Raw genomic sequence first — 17,175 nt, 5'->3', positions numbered from 1 at the left:
AAGTCCGTTAGCGCCACAAGTGTCTGCAGTGACGGACAGTAGGCGGTAATCGAATCACCGCATCGATTACAAATGCGTTGCCCGTAGTCAGTCGTCATAAATCGTTCAGTGTTGGTCATTTGAAGTGAGCTTTTTACTAGACGCGGAGGGCTGTGACAAATACGCCTGTACTGCCAACAACCGCAAAGGGCCCGAAAGCCCGCTCAATTCAAGGCTTGCCGAATCATCCACGACGCCGTTGAAACGCTGTGGGCTGAACGCGTTACCGCGTTCGATGTTTCGTATGAGGAAATGGGCAGCGCCTGAAAAAGAACCTCATCCACCGCTCGAATCGACGTGAAAGAGCGCTGACACTAGCCCTAAAGGTAATGTTGTTTTGATATCAATTATGGCACTCTCAGAACCCGCGCTCGGCCGTGAACACGTCACTGATTAAAATCTACGAATGGAATTCGGTATGACCCAAGTAAAAGAAGAAAGCAGTTCCTCTTTGATGAAGATGGTAGAAGCCATCGCCATCAGCCCGCAAGATGCCCGCGAACTGGTCACCCAGTACGAATCGCAAGCCCGCAAATCGGCGCCTACCGCGTCAGATGAAAAGATTCAAGATGCCGTCGTCGACAAGATCATCAGCCGCTACTCGAAATTGGCCGCAACGTCTGGCGCCGCTACGGCCCTGCCGGGCGTTATTCCCGGTATCGGCACGGCGGTCAGTGCTGTCGGTGGCGGGCTGGCGGATATCTCGGTGTGCATGAAGCTGCAGATCGACATGACCATGTGCCTGGCGGTCGCCATCAACGGCAACATGTCCAACGAAGATGCCAAGCACATGTCGTACATCATCGCGTTGTACGGCTCGCTTGAGCAGATGGGTTCGACCGGCGCCACCCGAATCGCCAGCAAGGCCGGCGTGCGCATGGTTCAGCAGTATTTGAAAGGCCCAACGCTGCAGATCATCAAGGAACTGTTCGCAAAAATCGGCATTTCGTTTACTCAGAAAGCCGCCGCGAAAGTGATCCCGTTCGGGATTGGCGTGATCATTGGTGGCACAGCGAATTACGCGCTCACCACTTACGTCGGAAAAACCGCGCGCGATGCATTCCGCCTGAACCTGAAGGAAGAGGCGGCGACGGAGTAATTGCATCGGTTTTGGGGCTGAAAAAATGCCCCATAGTCACCGAGCAAAATTGCAAATGTATTGGGGCTGAGTATCGCGTCGCGCGCAACCAGCCCGATCATTTTTCCCAGTTACAAGAAACATCCTCATGGATATATTAATCCGGGATCAAAGCAAGGAGCACCCCCGTGGCAGTCATCGAACGTTACACCTCTTCTCCCAGCCCTGAAATCTATGATCAGATTATAGAAATCACAATGGAGTACGCCAGCGAACTGAGTCTCGAAGGCATTGCTGCGAATAATCCTCTACATTCTGTTCTGCAGTGCTCACTCGGACTTGAGGTTGCGATTTATCTGAGCAGAATGGATGAGTCGTCAGAAAGTAAGACTGAATTAGTCGTGGCTTTGGATGAAAACGACCGCAGCAAGGTCGTGGGATACAACTTATATCTCCCGCTTCGATCCGCCTCCGACGCTTGCGGCATCTGTTACATGGCCGTGCTGGAAAGCCATCGCAACCAAGGCGTGGGAGGAGCAATGATGCATGAAGTGCTCGCACACTACCCACATGCAGAGCTGAGTTGTTTTATCGAGAAGGTACCGTTTTATCAGAAGTTCGGATTCGAATTGATCGGCACGAGAGAGACTCAAGTGCGTCTGAACACGAGAGGGAAAAGTGCAGATGACTTCATGAGCCATATAATTGCCGGCCGATTGGCTGAGAATCCGGTTGTTATAGAGCAATACAATGCTCAATTGGCGCTATCAGGCAAGCTCGCAATGGATCACGGACAAAGAGAACACGCTCGCCAATTCGCCCAACTGAAACTTAGAGCTATTGCCTACGTGCAAGAGCATGGGGTAACGGCATAGCGAAAACTGGTTATTCGCGGTGTGACTGCCGGATCTTGTCAACGCCCGGTGGCCAGACCTCATACAAATGGCAACCAATCGGAATAGGTTGGCCATCCATCTGATGGGCCGCCCAGGCCAAGACGTGCGCCATGCGTTCTGCCGCCAGTGGCGACAGCCCGCAAGACTCCGCCACCTCGTCCAGCCTCGCCCGGCACACATCGAGGTGGCGTCGTACGCCTGAGAATCCACCGAGATAGTGATAGAACTCGTCGAGCAAGATGCCCACCCCGGAAATACCGTAGGTCCCCGCCACGCCGGGGGCCTCCTCATAGATGGCCATGACATCATGCCCCTCCAGAGCCGCGACGGCGGTGAGCACCTCGCAAAACGTATCTTTCATGCTGTTGCTGACCCACAGGTCATAGCTGTCGCCAATGATAATGGGCGCGCCCATGAGTCCTGCCTCCATCGCCCGTGGAATGCCTCGCGAAAGCGCCAGGTCCGTCACTGGCCAGCACCCGGTGTCGATCATTTTTATGCTGGAAATAAACGTAGTCCATGATCGCTTTGAAGCCTTCCTATGATCAGCCGCCAATCCACAACATGGTCTGAACCGTAATTTGCGGATGACTCTCCAACGGCTCCCACTCATCCACAAAAACAAAACCCTGCTTCAGGTAGAAGTTCGCAGCTCTGGCATTGTCCGGTGAAACGTCGAGAAAAACCCGATCAAAGCCCTTCGCCAATGCGCGAGCTTTCACCGCGTCGACCAGTTGCGTAGCCACGCCAGAACCCCGTGCAGCGGGCTCAATCCACATCCCTATCAAGTTAAAGCGGTTGGCGCTATTGACCGCCGCGCCGATCATGCCCACAGGCCGATCTTGCTCAAACGCCAGCCAGAACGCGGTGGTGGCAGACGAAGCGCGGGATTGCCATTGTTGATCCGTGTAATCGGCGGCGGTTTGATAACTCACACCGAACGCCGTCGGCGCGTCCCGCAGTGCGGCCAGCCGGACGTGCTTGAGCAGCTTCCAGTCTTGGGTTTGGGTCAATCGAATGGTCATGTTCGTCCCTGAAAAATAAACAGCGCCCTCAACGTCTCACACGGACGTCGAGGGGGCAATTTGATTTTCAGGCACGCTTGGGCAGCTTCCAGTTCGGGCGGATGAAGTGGCAGGTGTAGCCATTCGGAATGCGCTCCAGGTAATCCTGGTGCTCCGGCTCCGCTTCCCAGAACGGGCCTGCCGGCTCGATTTCGGTGACCACCCTCCCCGGCCACAATTTCGAAGCGTCGACGTCGGCAGCGGTGTCCTCGGCGACATCGCGCTGCGCTTCGCTGAGGTAGTAAATCGCCGAACGATAGCTTGGGCCGAGGTCGTTGCCCTGGCGGTTGGGTGTGCTCGGGTCGTGGATCTGGAAGAAGAACTCAAGGATCTGTCGGTAGCTGATCACGGCCGGGGCGAAGACGATTTCGATGGCTTCGGCGTGGTTGCCGTGGTTGCGGTAAGTCGCGTTCGGTACATCGCCGCCGGTGTATCCGACTCGCGTCTGCAGCACACCGGGATAGCGCCGCAGCAGGTCCTGCATGCCCCAGAAGCAGCCGCCGGCAAGAATGGCAGTTTCGGTTTGCGTGGTCATGGTGTGTCCTTCCTCTCGGAGACGTGGGGATAGCTGATGTTATGAGGGCGTATTGGCAAATTCCAAGGTTGCGTGTAAACAAGCTGACCGGCGCCGAAAACGACGCCTGGGCAGACCCTCACGGAAGAAGCAATGAGCAAACGGATCAGCAGACTTCTCTTGGCCTTTGCGTGCATGTTTGCCGGCTGCGCCATGGCTGAGCCGCGATGCGCAGACTTCCTCGCGACACTCAGCAACAAGCCTCCATTCGTCGAGTTTCTGCAGTGCAGCCAAGACCTCGACGCGCAGGGAAAACCTTTCGTCGCGCGCTACCGCGTCAGAGGCACCGATGCCCCTGCGGCTGAGCGCTACCTGAACCACCGCTTCGGATTGCCAATGCTGCGGTATATCTGCTGTGGTTGGGATTCGACGTTTTATTCCTATCGGGATAAAAAAACCCGGCACTGGTATCTGCTCGGAATGGGCTCCGAGGAAACGCCCATCAACACGCGCAAGGCTTGGCCGCAGATAGAGTACTTCTACCTCCAGGTGTCCCTCGCGACCGAAGATCCTTGAGCGCAATTGCACAGCCTTTCACCTGATCTCAGTAGTCCGTTCGGGCTCATGGAATGCAAGTCGTCGGCAAGTTCCAGGCTCTGCACCTCCACCTCAACCAAGGAAGATAACTCCATTGAAAACTGTCATCAGTGCCCTGTTGTTAACCTGCCTGGCGACCCACGCCCTCGCTGACGTCAACGCGGTCGGCATCCAATCCCTGAAACTCGCGGACGCGCAAAATCAGCGGCCGCTGGACTTGGTCGTCTGGTACCCCACAGCCGCCAAAACCCCTGCCCAGATGATCGCCGATGACGTGGTGTTTGTCGGCGCGGCGGCCGTGCGCGACGCGCCACCGGTGGCGGGCGAGCATCCTTTGGTCGTGCTCTCCCACGGTTACCGAGGCAATTGGGGCAATCAGATCTGGCTTGCAAATGCGCTGGCCGAAAAGGGTTACATCGTTGCAGCGGTCAACCACCCCGGCACCACAACTCATGACCGCAGCCCGCAAGCAGCCGCGCAGTTGTGGCAGCGGCCGGTTGATTTAGGTCGGGCGATTGCAGCGGTGACCTCCCAGCCTGAAAAATTTGGTGGGGTCGCGCCGCGCGAGATTGCCGTGGTCGGCCATTCACTCGGCGGCTGGACCGCCATGGAAATCGCCGGCGCGCGTTTCGACCCGGACCTGTTCGCGCGTGACTGCACAGTTCATCCGCAACTGGCCAGTTGCATCAACTACCAAAAGATCAACCCGGCGAGCACACCGGCATTGAAAGATGGCCTGGCCAGTGACTTGCGCGATAAACGCGTCACGGCGGTGGTGGCACTGGATCTGGGATTTTCACGCGGCATGACCGACGCGAGCCTCGCCGCATTGCCAGTACCGGCGCTGGTGATCGCGGCGGGCGCACCGTCGCTGGATCTGCCTGCAGCGTTGGAGTCGGCCGACCTCGCCAAACGCCTGCCGGCGGCGTCAAGCCACTATGTCGAGATCAACGACGCCAGCCACTTCAGCTTCCTGCAACAGTGCAAACCGGGAGCAGTGGCACTGCTCGAAGAAGACGTGCCGGGCGATGGCATCATTTGCGGGGATGGTGACGCGGCGCGGCCACGGGAAGAAATTCAGCAACAAGTGACCGCGCTGATCAGCGAATTTCTGCAGAAGGAGTGGAAACAGGCAGGCGGTTTGGTCAACCGTTGAGGACGATGGTCACGCCGCCAACATCGCGGCGTGCCCTACTGACATCCGGTCTCAGGAAGCCGTTTGCGGGTAGCTGCAACCGACATAAAGATCGACATCTTTGTCTTCGGTCGACAGCACGCGCAGCGTTGCGCCATTGTCGAGGCTGCGTTGATAGTCGACATAGCCGCCGGTATCGAGGACTTTTTTCAGTTTCAGCGTGCTGGCGAGCTTCTCTGCGTCCGCCGCCGGGGTGCTGCTTTTGGTCTGGAGGAAGAAGCCGAAGCGATCAATCATCACCGCCGTGGACGACGACACACCGCTGACCGACAGCGCAGGCGTCACCTGCCAGGCACCGCCGCCCCACGGGGTGTGCGCGGCATCTTTGGCCAAGGTCAACTGCTTGGCATCCACCAGCGCATTGAACTCGCCGACCTGCTGCGCATTGCCTTTGCACTCGGCCAACGCCTGGAACATTTCGCCGTGAGTCGGCGCCGCCGTAGCGGCAAAACTGAACAAGCATCCAGCGAGAGTGAAAAGACCCAAAGCGACTTTCATGACGACTTCCTTGTTGAGTTGAACCCGATGTAAAGATCACCGAAGTTCCATGGCTGATATTCCGTATTGCGCGACTTGCCTAATGGCACAGGCCTGCGCAGGGGGCAAAAGTTTGCCATGTTGCAAACCACTTAGCGATCAGGGAAACCCTTAAACGGCGCGCATAAAAAAGCGCACGCAAGTCCTGAGACTCCACGTGCGCCGTTTTCAAGCTGTGTATTTAGTGCAACGTAATCAACGCAAACAGCCCGACAATAACCATCAGCACAGACATGTACTGCATCGGCACAAAGAACAATGTGTGTTTTTTGCGGAAGACAACTTCACCGCCGGTGGCTGGATCAATGTAGGTCTTGCCCGGCTGATTGTTCAGCTTGTGGCCGATAAAGGCGTTAGCGGCCGCTGCAACCAACAAACCCACGCCTACACCCATCCCGTTAGGAAGGCCGGCGAAAGAAATCAGCCCCACCAGCGGAATCAAAACCGAAAGAATGCCCCAGCCTTGCCAAATAAGAAACATAACGCGTCCCTGCCAAATTTTCGAAGGCGCGCAATTTAACAAACTACTTGATGCTGCGGCAACATTTTGTAATATTTTCCCGATAGTGAACTATCGATACCCTTCAATTCATTGCGGCCATTCAGAGTAGTCACGTAATGTCAGTTCTATGGAAGAGCTGAAAAGACTTTATGGATAATCCTCCCGAAAACGGCCGGGTATTACTTACGCTTGTGCTGTTTCAGTTTGGCACAAGCCACTCTGCGATGAGACCAACACATACAACATCGATATCGACTGCCCCACCGCCATCGCTGGCAAGCCAGCTCCCACAGGGATTTGGGCGCGGCGTGGATTCTGGTTTCACCGCATAACTACTGTAGGAGTGAGCCTGCTCGCGATAGCGTCCGTCCCGGCAACAACAATATTGACTGCCTCACCGCCATCGCGAGCAGGCTCACTCCTACAGGACTTTGCGCACAGACACAGATTTTTGAGCACACCGCCGAAACTGTGGGAGCTGGCTCGCCAGCGATGAGGCCAGCACATCCAACACCACGTCGACTGCCCCACCGCCATCGCGAGCAGGCTCACTCCTACAGGATTTTGCACACAGACATAGATTTTTGAGCACACCGCCGAAACTGTGGGAGCTGGCTCGCCAGCGATGAGGCCAGCACATCCAACACCATCTCGACTGCCCCACCGCCATCGCTGGCAAGCCAGCCCACACTTTTTTGTGCCTAAACCACCACCCCCTGTAGGAGTGAGCCTGCTCGCGATAGCGTCCGTCCCGGCAACATCAACATTGACTGCCCCACCGCCATCGCGAGCAGGCTCACTCCTACAGGATTTTGCACACAGACACAGGTTTTTGAGCACACCGCTGACACTGTGGGAGCTGGCTCGCCAGCGATGAGGCCAGCACATCCAACACCATCTCGACTGTCCCACCGCCATCGCTGGCAAGCCAGCTCCCACAGGGATTTGGGCGCGGCGTGGATTCTGGTTTCACCGCATAACTACTGTAGGAGTGAGCCTGCTCGCGATAGCGTTCGTCCCGGCAACATCAACATTGACTGAACCACCGCCATCGCGAGCAGGCTCACTCCTACAGGATCTTGCGCACAGACAAAGATTTTTGAGCACACCGCCGAAACTGTGGGAGCTGGCTTGCCAGCGATGGCGTCCGCCCATCCAACCGCTATGCAGAATTAGACGCAAGCTCGAGCATCTTGGTGAATCGAGTAATCGCCAAGTGGATCTCATCCTGAGTATCGCCATCCCAATCCTCAACGGTCAGCAACTCTGCCCTCAGCGCGTCAATTCGATCGCGTATTTCAGCCATCTCTGCGTCCCCACACTGCCGCGCAATGGCCGCCCATTTTTCATCCGAAATACGCTGCTGCACGGAAAGCCCCGCACGTGCTTGCGCGATCATCGCTGACAATTTACTCATCAAATGCCCCTCTCCTGTTCACGCATCCACCTCAACGTAACTCGACTCCCCGCCCCCACTCGCCCCCGACAGCCACCCCCAGACAAAACTCAACGTGGTTCGCCCTGCGTCATCCACGCCAACAATGCCCCGCGACCAACCCGACAGAATCTCGTCCTCAGTCGTCAGGCAATGGAACAACAACTCAAGCGTGTCAGGCCCCGTCACACGCCCCACCTGGTGCCCCGCGCGAATCCGACCGCCCTGATAAGTACTCGAAATACCCACGCCATCAACACGGTAGTGAAACACCGTCCCACTACCCGACAGCCCTTGCGAGTTATCCGCCACCGCGAATCGACGATCGTGCAAACGCTCGTTGACTAGAGAAAAGAGGGTTTCCATAAATGTCACGTCCTTGGTCGAGAGAGGCTATTCCAGTGTGCAAGCATCCTACCCGATCGTTTCGCGGCAAAGGCCATCTCGAATACGTCAGTGCCCCGCCACTGCAGGTCGCCCGTCCCCGCGCGGTCCGGACTTGAAACCATGCCCGCGCGCCCGCCAGGCAATCACAAACCCTACGCCCACCAACGCCACCATCGCCCATGGAAACGAGGCGACGCCCCAGCGGTCGAGCAACACGCCGCCGAGCACACCGCTGCCGGCAATTGCGCCGTTCCAGGCCACCACATTCAGCGACAACGCCACGTCCGCGCCGTCACCCGCCGCGTCGGCCAAAGCCGTTTGCAGCAAGGTCGCCGCGCCGCCAAAACTCAATCCCCACACCGCCACACCGAGGTAGATCACCTCCGGCAGACGGCCTAGAAAACCCAGCGCCACGCACACCAGCGCAAAGGTTGCCAGGCTCACCAGCGTGGTGGTGCGCAGCAGCGGCTCGACCAGTTTCGCCGTCAGCCAGATGCCCAACAGTGCGGCGATTCCAAACACCAGCAAGACCAGATCCACGCGATCCGCCAGCCCTGCCGGCGCTACGAACGGTGCGATGTAGGTGTAGAGAATGTTGTGCGCCAGCATCCAGCTGATCACCACCGCCAGCACCGGCCGCACACCCGGCGTGGCCAGTACGTTGCGTAGCGAAATGCGTTGATGCGCGGGTTGCGGTGGGTAGTCGGGCACTTTCACCAGCACCCAGACGATCAGCATCAACGTCAGTGCCGACATGATCCCGAACGCGGTGCGCCAGCCCACCAGCCCGCCCAGCCACGTACCGAGCGGCACGCCGAGTGACAGCGCAATCGGCGTGCCGACCATGGCCAGCGCCAACGCTTTGCCCTGTTGCTCGGGCTCGACCATCCGCCGCGCGTAACCGGCCAACAGACTCCACGCGAGCCCCGCCGAAACACCGGCAAAAAAGCGCGCCACCAGCGTCACACCGTAGTCGGACGACAGCGCCGTGATGGAGTTGAACAGCAGGAAACCGACAATCGTCAGCAACAGCACATTGCGCCGCCGCCAGCCACGGGTGGCGATGGTCATGGGGATCACCGCGAGTACCGAACCCAGCGCATACGCGGTCACCATCTGGCCGGCCATCGAAGGGGAAATCGCCAACCCTTCGCTGATCAGCGGCAACAGGCCGGCCGGCAGGGTTTCGGTGACGATGCAGATGAAGCCCGTCATGGCCAGCGCGAGCAACGCGCCGATGGGCAGGCTTTTCGGCGCGGCCGATAAAGTGAGTGAGGGTGTCACTGGGGGTACTCCTTGAGAAGAGAAATTCAGACTTAAATACCGATCGATATAAAATACTGGCGGCAGGCGCCGGTCGTTGTCAACGATTTATGTATCGACTAGTATTCAAATCACTTTCCGAGGAGTGTTTGATATGGCGAGAACCGGTCGCCCCCGCGCATTCGATCGCGACGACGCCGTCGACCAGGCCATGCAACTGTTTTGGCAACACGGCTACGACTCGACCTCCCTCGCCCTGTTGAAGGCAGAACTGGGCGGCGGCATATCCGCGCCGAGCTTCTACGCCGCATTCGGTTCCAAAGAAGCCCTGTTCGATGAGTGCGTGCAGCGTTACCTGGCGACCTTCGCCCAAGTCACCGAATGCCTGTGGGACGCAAGCCTGCCGCCGCGCCAAGCCATCGAAACCGCACTGCGCCAGTCGGCGCGCATGCAATGTGACGACGGCCATCCCAAGGGCTGCATGGTCACCCTCGGCGTGATGAGCGCGCCCGGCCCGGAAAACGCCCGCGTCGTCGAAGCCCTCACCCAGTCCCGCGCCCGCACGCGTGCGGGGATTCTGGCGTGTGTCGAGCGTGGTATCGCTGCCGGCCAATTACCCGACCAACCTGAGTCCCGCGCCATTGCAACGGCGTTCGACAGCTTCCTCCAAGGCATCTCCATCCTCGCCCGGGACGACACGCCGCTTGATCGCGTTGATGCGGCGATCACCCAAGTCATGCGGGCGTGGGACGTGATAGCTACCCCGCAAGACTGAACACGCAAATTCAACTGTGGCGAGGGAGCTTGCTCCCGCTGGACTGCGCAGCAGGACCGCTTTTGCGAGTTGCAACTCGCCCACGTCAATGAGGCTGACCACATCAGTGCCTGATGATACGTAAAGGGGCACCCGGGTTATCCGGTTTTCTGGGAGTTTGCCTACGACGTACACGCGCAAGGCAAACGCTGGACTCTGCTAGGGTGCAGCAACGACTGACCTGCTCTCTGCCATTCACTTACTGTCTGTTTTTATGGAACGATCGATGGACATCACCAATACCCAGGAAGAAAACGCCCTCGAACAATCACTGCGCCTGGCGGCGGATGAGCCTGCGCACCGACCGGATTTTTTCAAAACCCTGCTGAGTTCAACCATCTACGTGCTCGGCACCACCGGCACCGGCGAAGGTCCGGCCCATCTTGAGGCCGGCAGCAACATCAGCATCGCCCATTGGCAAAAACCCGACGGTTCCCCCGTCATCCCGTTTTTCTCTTCACTGCAAACCCTGCAAAAGTCGATCGACAGCGAACAGTCCTACATCGAAATCCCGGCCAGAGCCCTGTTTGAAATCACCCTCGGCGCACAGCTTTTCCTCAACCCAAAGTCGCCGTATGGCAAAGAGTTTTACCCGGAAGAAGTGCGCAATCTGCTCTCCGATGCGATCGGCCAAAAACCGACACAACGCACCGTCGAAAAAGACACCCAAGTGCTGCTCGGCCAACCGTCGGAGTACCCGACGCAGATGATCAACTCGCTCACGCAACTGCTCGCCAAACACCGCAACGTAAAACGTGCGTTTCTGGCGTTGATGCACGACGCCTCGACGGATCAAAAGCCTCACCTGATCGTCGGCATGGAAGCGGACGGCGACATTGAATTGATCATGCGCGAAGCCGGTAACGTCGCCGGCGACACCGCGCCGGATGGCGAACCCGTTGATCTGTACCGCGTCAGCGAAGGTGAAACCGGCCTGAGCGATTACTTCCTCAAGCAAACTGCGCCCTTCTATGAACGCAAATCGGCAGGCTGGCTGCGTTCATTGTTTGGCTTTGGCAACGCATGAGTGAGCGCAACGCCGCGATAACCGCAGATCAGGCGTGCGCCATCGTGCTCGCCTTGTTTGACGGTGTCATGCGAGATGGCAAACCCGAGCGCTTTGTCATTCAGAATTGTGAGCTGTCCGCCCACAGCGATTACTGGGTCATCCGCTGCAACAGCGAGGATTACGTCGTCCACGGCATGACGGAGTTCTGCTACGTCGGTGTGAATGCCCACCTGATCAACGTAGTGAGCGGCGAGCACGAGGCGGTCGCCAGTTGCATCAGTGTCGAGGAGTATCTGCAGGACAAATACGACCTGGATGCAGCGGCGGGCAAACAGTATGTGCTGACCCCGGCATTGGACCCTGCTGATAAACCGGCGCTGATCAATCTGCGCCAAAAACTGCTGTGCACCTACCCGCAAACCCTCGCGTTGCTGAAAGGCCCGCAACGGTTATGGCTCACGGGCACACGCAGGCTCCTGGAAGACGCGCAGCGACTGCTTGGCGAACAAGGCATCACTACGCAAATCGAGTTGTTGCCTGATGTCGGTGAAGCCATCGTCATCGGCGTCGAAACCTGGCACATCGAAGCGGTGCTGAAGGCGCTGCGCAAGCGGTTGAGTTGAGTGAGGAATGACCCGCTGCCACAGTGCTTGATCAGGCAACAGAACCCCTCCCGACGAGAAAGGTCTGCTCTAGTACCACTCTCGGGAATAGATCCAATGTCCACGCAACGCAGCCTTGTAATACTCGCTCGGGGAGGATATGCCGCTCGAGGCGTGCTCTATCTGATCATCGGCATTTTCGCCTTGCTGGCAGCCCATGATTCGACAAAACCGAAGGACAGCCACCGGAGCCTCGAAGCACTGCTGGCCCAGCCGTTCGGCTATTTTTTAGTGGGACTTGTGGTGGTGGGTCTGCTCGCCTTTGGCGCCTGGCGTGTTTTGCAAGCCACGCGTGATGTCGATCATCACGGTAAAAACTTCAAAGGCCTGGTGATCCGTGCCGGCCTGTTGGCGGGAGGTGTCGTCAACAGCGCTCTGGCGTTTTTTGCATTGGGCCTGCTGATCAGCGGCATCAAAAGCTCGGGCAATTCGGCGGGGCAAACCAAAGACTGGCTGGCCCATCTTTTATCCTGGGAATACTCGAACGTGTTGGTGTACCTGATCGCCCTCGTTCCGCTGGGTGTAGGGATTGCCCACCTGATCAAGGGATGGAAAGCGTCGTTCGAAAAGTATTTTGAAGCCGACGAGGACGTCATGCGCTACGTCCGGCCGGTGTCGCGGTTCGGCCTGATAGCCCGTGGCGTGGTGTTTATAGAGATTGCCTTGCTACTGGCACTCAGCGGTTCCGCTTATCAAGCGATGGACCCACCCGGTATGAAGGAAGCCCTCGACGCCTTGCAGAACTTGCCTGCTGGATGGCTGATTTTGATGGTGATGGCCTTGGGGCTGATTGCTTTCTCGGTTTACAGCTTCTCTGAAGCTTTCTGGCGCAAGATCAACATGGACGTGCCCGGCGTATCGAGAGCTTAGGTTGAAGCCATCACGGCGCTCAATCGTTCGGATTAGAGCAGGCGTGGCGTTAACCGGCGGTTGGCGAGCCTGGGTGCCGGCTCTTCCTCAGCGTATGGGCGGCAGAGGAATTCGCGTATCAGCTCTGCTGTTCGCCTGGCGCTGGTGACCACGAAAAAATGCCCTTCCCCCTTCAATACATTCACTTCGGCATGGCGAAGGGAACGGCGCAGGATATGTGCGTTGTACACCTGCACCAACGTGTCGCGATCACCCGTGAGGATCAGCGTGCGCTGGCGCAGACGAAACAGGCGCAGCAGACTCGTCCATCCGACCAACGCCGCGAGCTGATAATAGTAAGTCCGCGGATTAACCGAGAGCATGCCTTTCACCACACCAAAGCGCAGCAGCGTCTGGATCGAATGGCGGTTCCCTTCGCGCTTGCGCGGCCTGGCGGTTTTGCTTCGAGCAAAAAACTCCATGATGTCGGCGGGCTTCACCAGCATCACCGGGCCGGCGGAGGTAGCGGCGAGGATCAGCCGGCGCACCCTTCCTGGATGACGCAGGGCGAACTCTTGCGCCAGTGCCCCGCCCCAGCTCACGCCGAAGACATCGACCTGAGCCAATCCCAGTTGCTCGAGCATCTCGGCGATCAGGTCGGCATGGCGTGGCAGCCGCATCGGCCAGCGAGGCATGTGCGATTGGCCGACGCCTGGCACGTCCAGGGTAACGGTCGTGTAATCGCCCAGTTCAGCGCGCAGCGCATCGAAGGTACGGATCAAGCCACCCAGGCCATTGAGGAGCAGCAGCGGCGAGCCTTGTCCGCAGATCGAAACGTTCAACTGCAAACCTTGTACGGTTAGCGTGTGTGTTGTCATGGCGTTCCCTTGCTGCAACCTCAGTTCAAACAGAGATGCCCCCGCTCACCTGTGAATCAACCGCGGGCAATCCCAGCGACACCCCCAGATTAGCCAAGTATTCGCCAAACCCTCCGCGACATTTGTAATCCTTGCGGGCGCTGGTGATCACTGGGTTCGTTGCCGTCCAGACGATATGGGCGCCCACCCTCTTCAGGTCAGCAACCAAATGGACGTCTTCGTGCGCAGTAAGGTGCTGGAAGCCGCCGGCGTTCCGATAGGCCTCGGCACTCAGGCCGAGGTTGGCGCCGTGGATGTGCCGGTGATTCTCGATGAACTGATAATGCTCCATGTACGCTGAGCGAACCCAATCACCATGGTCATTCCAGCTATCCACCTCGACCGTCCCACAGACAGCATCAGCGTTGAACTCAATCTGCCGTGCCAACCAATCGGGTGGCACAACGGTGTCGGCATCGGTGAAGGCAAGCCATTTCGCCCCAGCGGCGAGCAAGTGATCTGCACCGGTGGCTCTCGCCTTGCCCACGTTCTGAAAACACACTTCAATCCCGTCGACACCGTGCGCTGAAACAATCTGTTGGGTCTGATCAGTGCAATCGTCTAAAACCACGACTACGCAAACTGGCTGTCCCGCCAATGCAGGATGTTCAGCGGCGAACAGCACAGACGTCAGGCAGGCAGTGATGTGCCGCTCTTCATTATGGGCAGGTATCACAACACCGATCATACGTAACCTCCGACTACCAAAGTGACAGACTCCAGCAGTCGACCTGCTTGCGCTCCAATAGGTTTAAAAAATGATAAGAGCGCCCGCATCGCCGACCGCTAGTCATCTGCGCCGCCAACACTCTGAACTTCCGTTCGAGGTTGCTCCTCTCCCACTTACCATTCCGCTGAAGCAGGTAAGACGTCATGAGAGCACTCACCTACCACGGCGCGCACAGCGTCAAAGTCGACACGGTTCCTGACCCGGTGATCGAGGAGAACGACGATCTCATTCTGCGCGTCACCGCGACGGCGATTTGTGGATCTGACCTGCACCTCTATCGGGGAAAGATTCCAACCGTCGAGCATGGCGATATCTTCGGCCATGAGTTCATGGGGATCGTCGAAGAGACAGGTTCAGCGGTGACCGCCGTGCAACCCGGCGACCGAGTGGTGATCCCTTTCGTCATTGCCTGTGGCAGCTGTTTTTTCTGTCAGATGGACTTGTTCGCAGCCTGTGAAACAACCAATACCGGTCGCGGAGCGATCCTCAACAAAAAGGCGATTCCGTCCGGCGCTGCGCTCTTCGGCTACAGCCATATGTACGGTGGAGTGCCGGGTGGCCAAGCGGAATACGTGCGCGTACCCAAGGCCAACACTGGGCCTTTCAAGGTGCCGGGGACGTTGTCGGATGAAAAGGTTCTGTTCCTTTCCGACATCCTGCCTACCGCCTGGCAAGCGGTCACCAATGCAGGGATTGGCCAGGGTTCGAGCCTCGCCATCTACGGTGCCGGGCCTGTCGGTTTGTTGAGCGCCGCGTGCGCGCGGATGCTCGGCGCCGAGCAGATTTTCATGGTCGATCACCACCCCTACCGTCTGGCCTACGCGCAAAAAACCTATGGCGTGATCCCGATCAACTTCGATGAGGATGATGATCCGGCCGACACCATCATTCGCCAGACCAAAGGCATGCGCGGCGTCGATGGCGCCGTCGATGCGGTGGGTTTTGAAGCGAAAGGCAGCACCACCGAAACAGTGCTCGCCACACTGAAACTGGAAGGCAGCAGCGGCAAAGCCCTGCGCCAATGCATTGCTGCGGTAAGGCGCGGCGGAACCGTGAGCGTGCCGGGCGTGTATTCCGGCTTCATCCACGGTTTTCTGTTTGGCGACGCGTTCGACAAGGGCCTGACCTTCAAAATGGGCCAGACCCATGTGCAGCGGTTTCTGCCAGAGCTGCTGGGGCACATCGAGACAGGTCGTCTCGCCCCCGAAGTCATCATCAGCCACCGCATGTCGCTGGAGCAGGCTGCTGAGGGCTACAGGATTTTCGATAAACGAGAGGAAGATTGCCGCAAGGTGATCCTGACCCCCGGAAGTCCTCATGTCGCTGTACCGGAGATCGACGATAGCGCAGCGGTTCTGGCTACCTAGCGTGGTTGTTACGTAGCAACGACGAGATTGCTCGGGCATTTAACGAGGGGTCTCGTCGTTTTCCAATGCCATGGGAGCTTTTTGCTACCCTCCCTGATATGTCGAAGCTCAAGGGCGGAGATCATCGCGTTTTTCCAAGTAGCAATCTGCGTTCATTGTTGTCCATCAGGAGGTCGCAGGCGTAGGCTTCCGGACGTGTCGTCAGCGATAGGCATGCGCTCAATGACCTCAGTGATAATCCTCACCGGCGACTGCACGCCGATACGCTTCGTCCGCATCCCTTCGCAGGTCGCGCCATTCGCTCAGCGTCAACAGCCCCAACCGATCCATCTCATCGGATTGGCGCAACAGTTCGTCGTGGTAGGCATCCGGGCAGTCCATGCGCAGCGCCCGATTGTCCAGCGCACGGTGCCAGGCATCCAAGGCAAGCAATCTAGATTCCTGCTCAGGCGTCAGCTGATTCTTGAAAGCATTCATGACACGCACCCCGAAGATTTCCCTGAAAACGTTAACGGGACTGCGCAGCAACATTGCCCTGAGCCCCTCAGAGCAGAGGACGGATGCGTTGACACGAGAGTTCAACGTGGTTGATGAGCGTTCATCCGGCGGTTCACACGCGGGATGGAAATGTGCCGATCCACGCATTGATCCGAGCCACCCGGACGCTCAACGTTAAGGTGATTTTCGGCAGCTGCAAATGACTGCCTCAGCGCCCTTCGCTGGTCGACATCGAGCTGATGCGATCACTTGGAGAGTCACACTTTGAAACTTGCGAGCGCCAGAACCTACGACAGGCGCGTTGATCTTGTGGCCAGGGAGCTCGCTCCCTGGCCGTTTATCCCGAATTAGCCAGGCACAAGCACTAAGCCGGCTGCTTCAACTCGACGTTATCCAGCGCCTTGTTCACCGCCAACTCCCCCAACATCACCACCTGCGCAATCCCCAACAGCGTATTGCGGTTCGGCCCTTCCAGCATCCCGGCAAAATCACCGAGCATCACCGTCGCCGAGGCCAAAGACTCACAGGCATTGACCAACAAGGTTTCCGTGTCGGATTGCGGGTTAACCATGAACAAAGTGCTGGGGCTGTACGGCGTCGCCATGATCTTCTCAGGCGCAAGATAATGATCAAGCGCCCGCTCTGCCGCCGCATGAAGCTTCTTCGAATCGAATGATTCATACGGCGACGCCGGATCTGTCACCGGCGGACTGTTAGTGGTTTCGGACATCAACTGAAACTCCACAAGCACCCATCAAGGCACTCCAAAAGAAATATGAATCCCCACCATGTAGGAGCTGCCGCAGGCTGCGATCCCTTGAT

General features: G+C 58.0%; 21 protein-coding genes. 9 read left to right on the top strand and 12 right to left on the bottom strand.

All coding sequences use genetic code 11. The features are described from left to right. Window positions 1–457 precede the first annotated feature (457 nt). Both EJA70_RS03490 and EJA70_RS03485 read left to right on the top strand, forming a co-directional pair. On the top strand, window positions 458–1,138 hold the full coding sequence (locus tag EJA70_RS03490) for an EcsC family protein (protein ID WP_158829652.1): 681 nt from the start codon (window positions 458–460) through the stop codon (window positions 1,136–1,138). Between the two features lie 167 nt (window positions 1,139–1,305). After that, window positions 1,306–1,992, top strand: coding sequence for a GNAT family N-acetyltransferase (locus EJA70_RS03485; protein ID WP_158829650.1), 687 nt, complete (start codon window positions 1,306–1,308; stop codon window positions 1,990–1,992). A gap of 10 nt (window positions 1,993–2,002) precedes the next feature. Here EJA70_RS03485 and EJA70_RS03480 read toward each other — a convergent pair whose 3' ends face one another. From EJA70_RS03480 to msrA, 3 genes are all read right to left on the bottom strand, one after another. Continuing rightward, window positions 2,003–2,428, bottom strand: coding sequence for a hypothetical protein (locus EJA70_RS03480; RefSeq protein WP_158829648.1), 426 nt, complete (start codon window positions 2,426–2,428; stop codon window positions 2,003–2,005). 130 nt (window positions 2,429–2,558) lie between these two features. Beyond that, complete coding sequence (locus tag EJA70_RS03475) at window positions 2,559–3,038, bottom strand: GNAT family N-acetyltransferase (RefSeq protein WP_158829646.1); 480 nt, start codon at window positions 3,036–3,038, stop codon at window positions 2,559–2,561. A 67-nt stretch (window positions 3,039–3,105) separates the two neighbouring features. Continuing rightward, window positions 3,106–3,612 (bottom strand): peptide-methionine (S)-S-oxide reductase MsrA, encoded by a 507-nt coding sequence (gene msrA, locus EJA70_RS03470; protein ID WP_158829644.1) that lies wholly within the window; start codon window positions 3,610–3,612, stop codon window positions 3,106–3,108. Between the two features lie 132 nt (window positions 3,613–3,744). Between msrA and EJA70_RS03465 the strand changes: the two genes are divergently transcribed. Both EJA70_RS03465 and EJA70_RS03460 read left to right on the top strand, forming a co-directional pair. Next, window positions 3,745–4,167: a DUF4952 domain-containing protein gene (locus EJA70_RS03465; RefSeq protein WP_158829642.1), complete on the top strand. Its 423-nt coding sequence runs from the start codon at window positions 3,745–3,747 to the stop codon at window positions 4,165–4,167. Between the two features lie 115 nt (window positions 4,168–4,282). Continuing rightward, window positions 4,283–5,344, top strand: a complete 1,062-nt coding sequence (locus tag EJA70_RS03460; protein WP_158829640.1) for an alpha/beta fold hydrolase — start codon at window positions 4,283–4,285, stop codon at window positions 5,342–5,344. A gap of 51 nt (window positions 5,345–5,395) precedes the next feature. On the opposite strand, the gene EJA70_RS03455 is transcribed toward EJA70_RS03460, so the two are convergent. From EJA70_RS03455 to EJA70_RS03435, 5 genes are all read right to left on the bottom strand, one after another. Further along, on the bottom strand, window positions 5,396–5,881 hold the full coding sequence (locus tag EJA70_RS03455; protein ID WP_158829638.1) for a hypothetical protein: 486 nt from the start codon (window positions 5,879–5,881) through the stop codon (window positions 5,396–5,398). A gap of 220 nt (window positions 5,882–6,101) precedes the next feature. Beyond that, window positions 6,102–6,401, bottom strand: a complete 300-nt coding sequence (locus tag EJA70_RS03450; RefSeq protein ID WP_008088537.1) for a hypothetical protein — start codon at window positions 6,399–6,401, stop codon at window positions 6,102–6,104. 1,183 nt (window positions 6,402–7,584) lie between these two features. Further along, complete coding sequence (locus EJA70_RS03445) at window positions 7,585–7,839, bottom strand: hypothetical protein (protein WP_158829636.1); 255 nt, start codon at window positions 7,837–7,839, stop codon at window positions 7,585–7,587. Between the two features lie 18 nt (window positions 7,840–7,857). After that, window positions 7,858–8,223, bottom strand: coding sequence for a hypothetical protein (locus EJA70_RS03440; RefSeq protein ID WP_158829836.1), 366 nt, complete (start codon window positions 8,221–8,223; stop codon window positions 7,858–7,860). Between the two features lie 87 nt (window positions 8,224–8,310). Beyond that, window positions 8,311–9,528: an MFS transporter gene (locus EJA70_RS03435; protein ID WP_158829634.1), complete on the bottom strand. Its 1,218-nt coding sequence runs from the start codon at window positions 9,526–9,528 to the stop codon at window positions 8,311–8,313. A gap of 133 nt (window positions 9,529–9,661) precedes the next feature. Here EJA70_RS03435 and EJA70_RS03430 point away from each other — a divergent pair, with 133 nt between their 5' ends. The 4 genes from EJA70_RS03430 to EJA70_RS03415 all read left to right on the top strand — a co-directional run bounded on the left by EJA70_RS03430 (window position 9,662) and on the right by EJA70_RS03415 (window position 12,862). Beyond that, the gene (locus EJA70_RS03430; RefSeq protein ID WP_158829633.1) at window positions 9,662–10,282 is read left to right on the top strand and encodes a TetR/AcrR family transcriptional regulator; all 621 of its coding nucleotides are present in this window, start codon (window positions 9,662–9,664) and stop codon (window positions 10,280–10,282) included. A 265-nt stretch (window positions 10,283–10,547) separates the two neighbouring features. Further along, window positions 10,548–11,348 carry an enhanced serine sensitivity protein SseB gene (sseB, locus tag EJA70_RS03425; protein WP_158829631.1) on the top strand — a complete coding sequence of 267 codons (801 nt, stop codon included), beginning with the start codon at window positions 10,548–10,550 and terminating at the stop codon, window positions 11,346–11,348. After that, window positions 11,345–11,953, top strand: coding sequence for a hypothetical protein (locus EJA70_RS03420; protein WP_158829629.1), 609 nt, complete (start codon window positions 11,345–11,347; stop codon window positions 11,951–11,953). The genes sseB and EJA70_RS03420 overlap by 4 nt, the downstream gene beginning before the upstream one ends. Window positions 11,954–12,049: 96 nt before the next feature. Further along, window positions 12,050–12,862, top strand: coding sequence for a DUF1206 domain-containing protein (locus EJA70_RS03415; RefSeq protein WP_158829627.1), 813 nt, complete (start codon window positions 12,050–12,052; stop codon window positions 12,860–12,862). A 32-nt stretch (window positions 12,863–12,894) separates the two neighbouring features. On the opposite strand, the gene EJA70_RS03410 is transcribed toward EJA70_RS03415, so the two are convergent. Further along, on the bottom strand, window positions 12,895–13,683 hold the full coding sequence (locus EJA70_RS03410) for an alpha/beta fold hydrolase (RefSeq protein WP_256677618.1): 789 nt from the start codon (window positions 13,681–13,683) through the stop codon (window positions 12,895–12,897). Window positions 13,684–13,744: 61 nt separating this feature from the next. After that, window positions 13,745–14,446: a glycosyltransferase family 2 protein gene (locus tag EJA70_RS03405; RefSeq protein ID WP_158829623.1), complete on the bottom strand. Its 702-nt coding sequence runs from the start codon at window positions 14,444–14,446 to the stop codon at window positions 13,745–13,747. A gap of 185 nt (window positions 14,447–14,631) precedes the next feature. On the opposite strand from EJA70_RS03405, the gene EJA70_RS03400 reads away from it, so the two are divergent. Further along, window positions 14,632–15,855 (top strand): zinc-dependent alcohol dehydrogenase, encoded by a 1,224-nt coding sequence (locus EJA70_RS03400; RefSeq protein ID WP_158829621.1) that lies wholly within the window; start codon window positions 14,632–14,634, stop codon window positions 15,853–15,855. Between the two features lie 228 nt (window positions 15,856–16,083). Here the strand turns inward: EJA70_RS03400 and EJA70_RS03395 are convergent, their stop codons facing one another. Both EJA70_RS03395 and EJA70_RS03390 read right to left on the bottom strand, forming a co-directional pair. Then, window positions 16,084–16,332, bottom strand: a complete 249-nt coding sequence (locus EJA70_RS03395) for a hypothetical protein (RefSeq protein WP_178116829.1) — start codon at window positions 16,330–16,332, stop codon at window positions 16,084–16,086. Window positions 16,333–16,717: 385 nt separating this feature from the next. Beyond that, entirely contained in the window at window positions 16,718–17,083 is a 366-nt protein-coding gene (locus EJA70_RS03390; RefSeq protein ID WP_158829619.1) for a DUF6124 family protein, read from the bottom strand. Window positions 17,084–17,175: the final 92 nt, after the last annotated feature.

The organism is Pseudomonas sp. PB103, assembly GCF_009764635.1.
Lineage (GTDB): Bacteria > Pseudomonadota > Gammaproteobacteria > Pseudomonadales > Pseudomonadaceae > Aquipseudomonas.
The sequence above is the reverse complement of the archived record's forward strand: the minus strand, read 5'-3'. Positions and strand labels throughout refer to the sequence as shown.

Bases quoted from the DNA above. Each gene is read 5' to 3' on its own strand.
- EJA70_RS03420 (WP_158829629.1), top strand. From the start codon at position 11,345: ATGAGTGAGCGCAACGCCGCGATAACCGCAGATCAGGCGTGCGCCATC.
- EJA70_RS03390 (WP_158829619.1), bottom strand. From the start codon at position 17,083: ATGTCCGAAACCACTAACAGTCCGCCGGTGACAGATCCGGCGTCGCCG.
- EJA70_RS03480 (WP_158829648.1), bottom strand. From the start codon at position 2,428: ATGGGCGCGCCCATTATCATTGGCGACAGCTATGACCTGTGGGTCAGC.
- EJA70_RS03405 (WP_158829623.1), bottom strand. From the start codon at position 14,446: ATGATCGGTGTTGTGATACCTGCCCATAATGAAGAGCGGCACATCACT.
- sseB (WP_158829631.1), top strand. From the start codon at position 10,548: ATGGACATCACCAATACCCAGGAAGAAAACGCCCTCGAACAATCACTG.
- EJA70_RS03455 (WP_158829638.1), bottom strand. From the start codon at position 5,881: ATGAAAGTCGCTTTGGGTCTTTTCACTCTCGCTGGATGCTTGTTCAGT.
- EJA70_RS03475 (WP_158829646.1), bottom strand. From the start codon at position 3,038: ATGACCATTCGATTGACCCAAACCCAAGACTGGAAGCTGCTCAAGCAC.
- EJA70_RS03415 (WP_158829627.1), top strand. From the start codon at position 12,050: ATGTCCACGCAACGCAGCCTTGTAATACTCGCTCGGGGAGGATATGCC.
- EJA70_RS03490 (WP_158829652.1), top strand. From the start codon at position 458: ATGACCCAAGTAAAAGAAGAAAGCAGTTCCTCTTTGATGAAGATGGTA.
- EJA70_RS03400 (WP_158829621.1), top strand. From the start codon at position 14,632: ATGAGAGCACTCACCTACCACGGCGCGCACAGCGTCAAAGTCGACACG.
- EJA70_RS03430 (WP_158829633.1), top strand. From the start codon at position 9,662: ATGGCGAGAACCGGTCGCCCCCGCGCATTCGATCGCGACGACGCCGTC.
- EJA70_RS03440 (WP_158829836.1), bottom strand. From the start codon at position 8,223: ATGGAAACCCTCTTTTCTCTAGTCAACGAGCGTTTGCACGATCGTCGA.
- EJA70_RS03395 (WP_178116829.1), bottom strand. From the start codon at position 16,332: ATGAATGCTTTCAAGAATCAGCTGACGCCTGAGCAGGAATCTAGATTG.
- EJA70_RS03450 (WP_008088537.1), bottom strand. From the start codon at position 6,401: ATGTTTCTTATTTGGCAAGGCTGGGGCATTCTTTCGGTTTTGATTCCG.
- msrA (WP_158829644.1), bottom strand. From the start codon at position 3,612: ATGACCACGCAAACCGAAACTGCCATTCTTGCCGGCGGCTGCTTCTGG.
- EJA70_RS03465 (WP_158829642.1), top strand. From the start codon at position 3,745: ATGAGCAAACGGATCAGCAGACTTCTCTTGGCCTTTGCGTGCATGTTT.
- EJA70_RS03445 (WP_158829636.1), bottom strand. From the start codon at position 7,839: ATGAGTAAATTGTCAGCGATGATCGCGCAAGCACGTGCGGGGCTTTCC.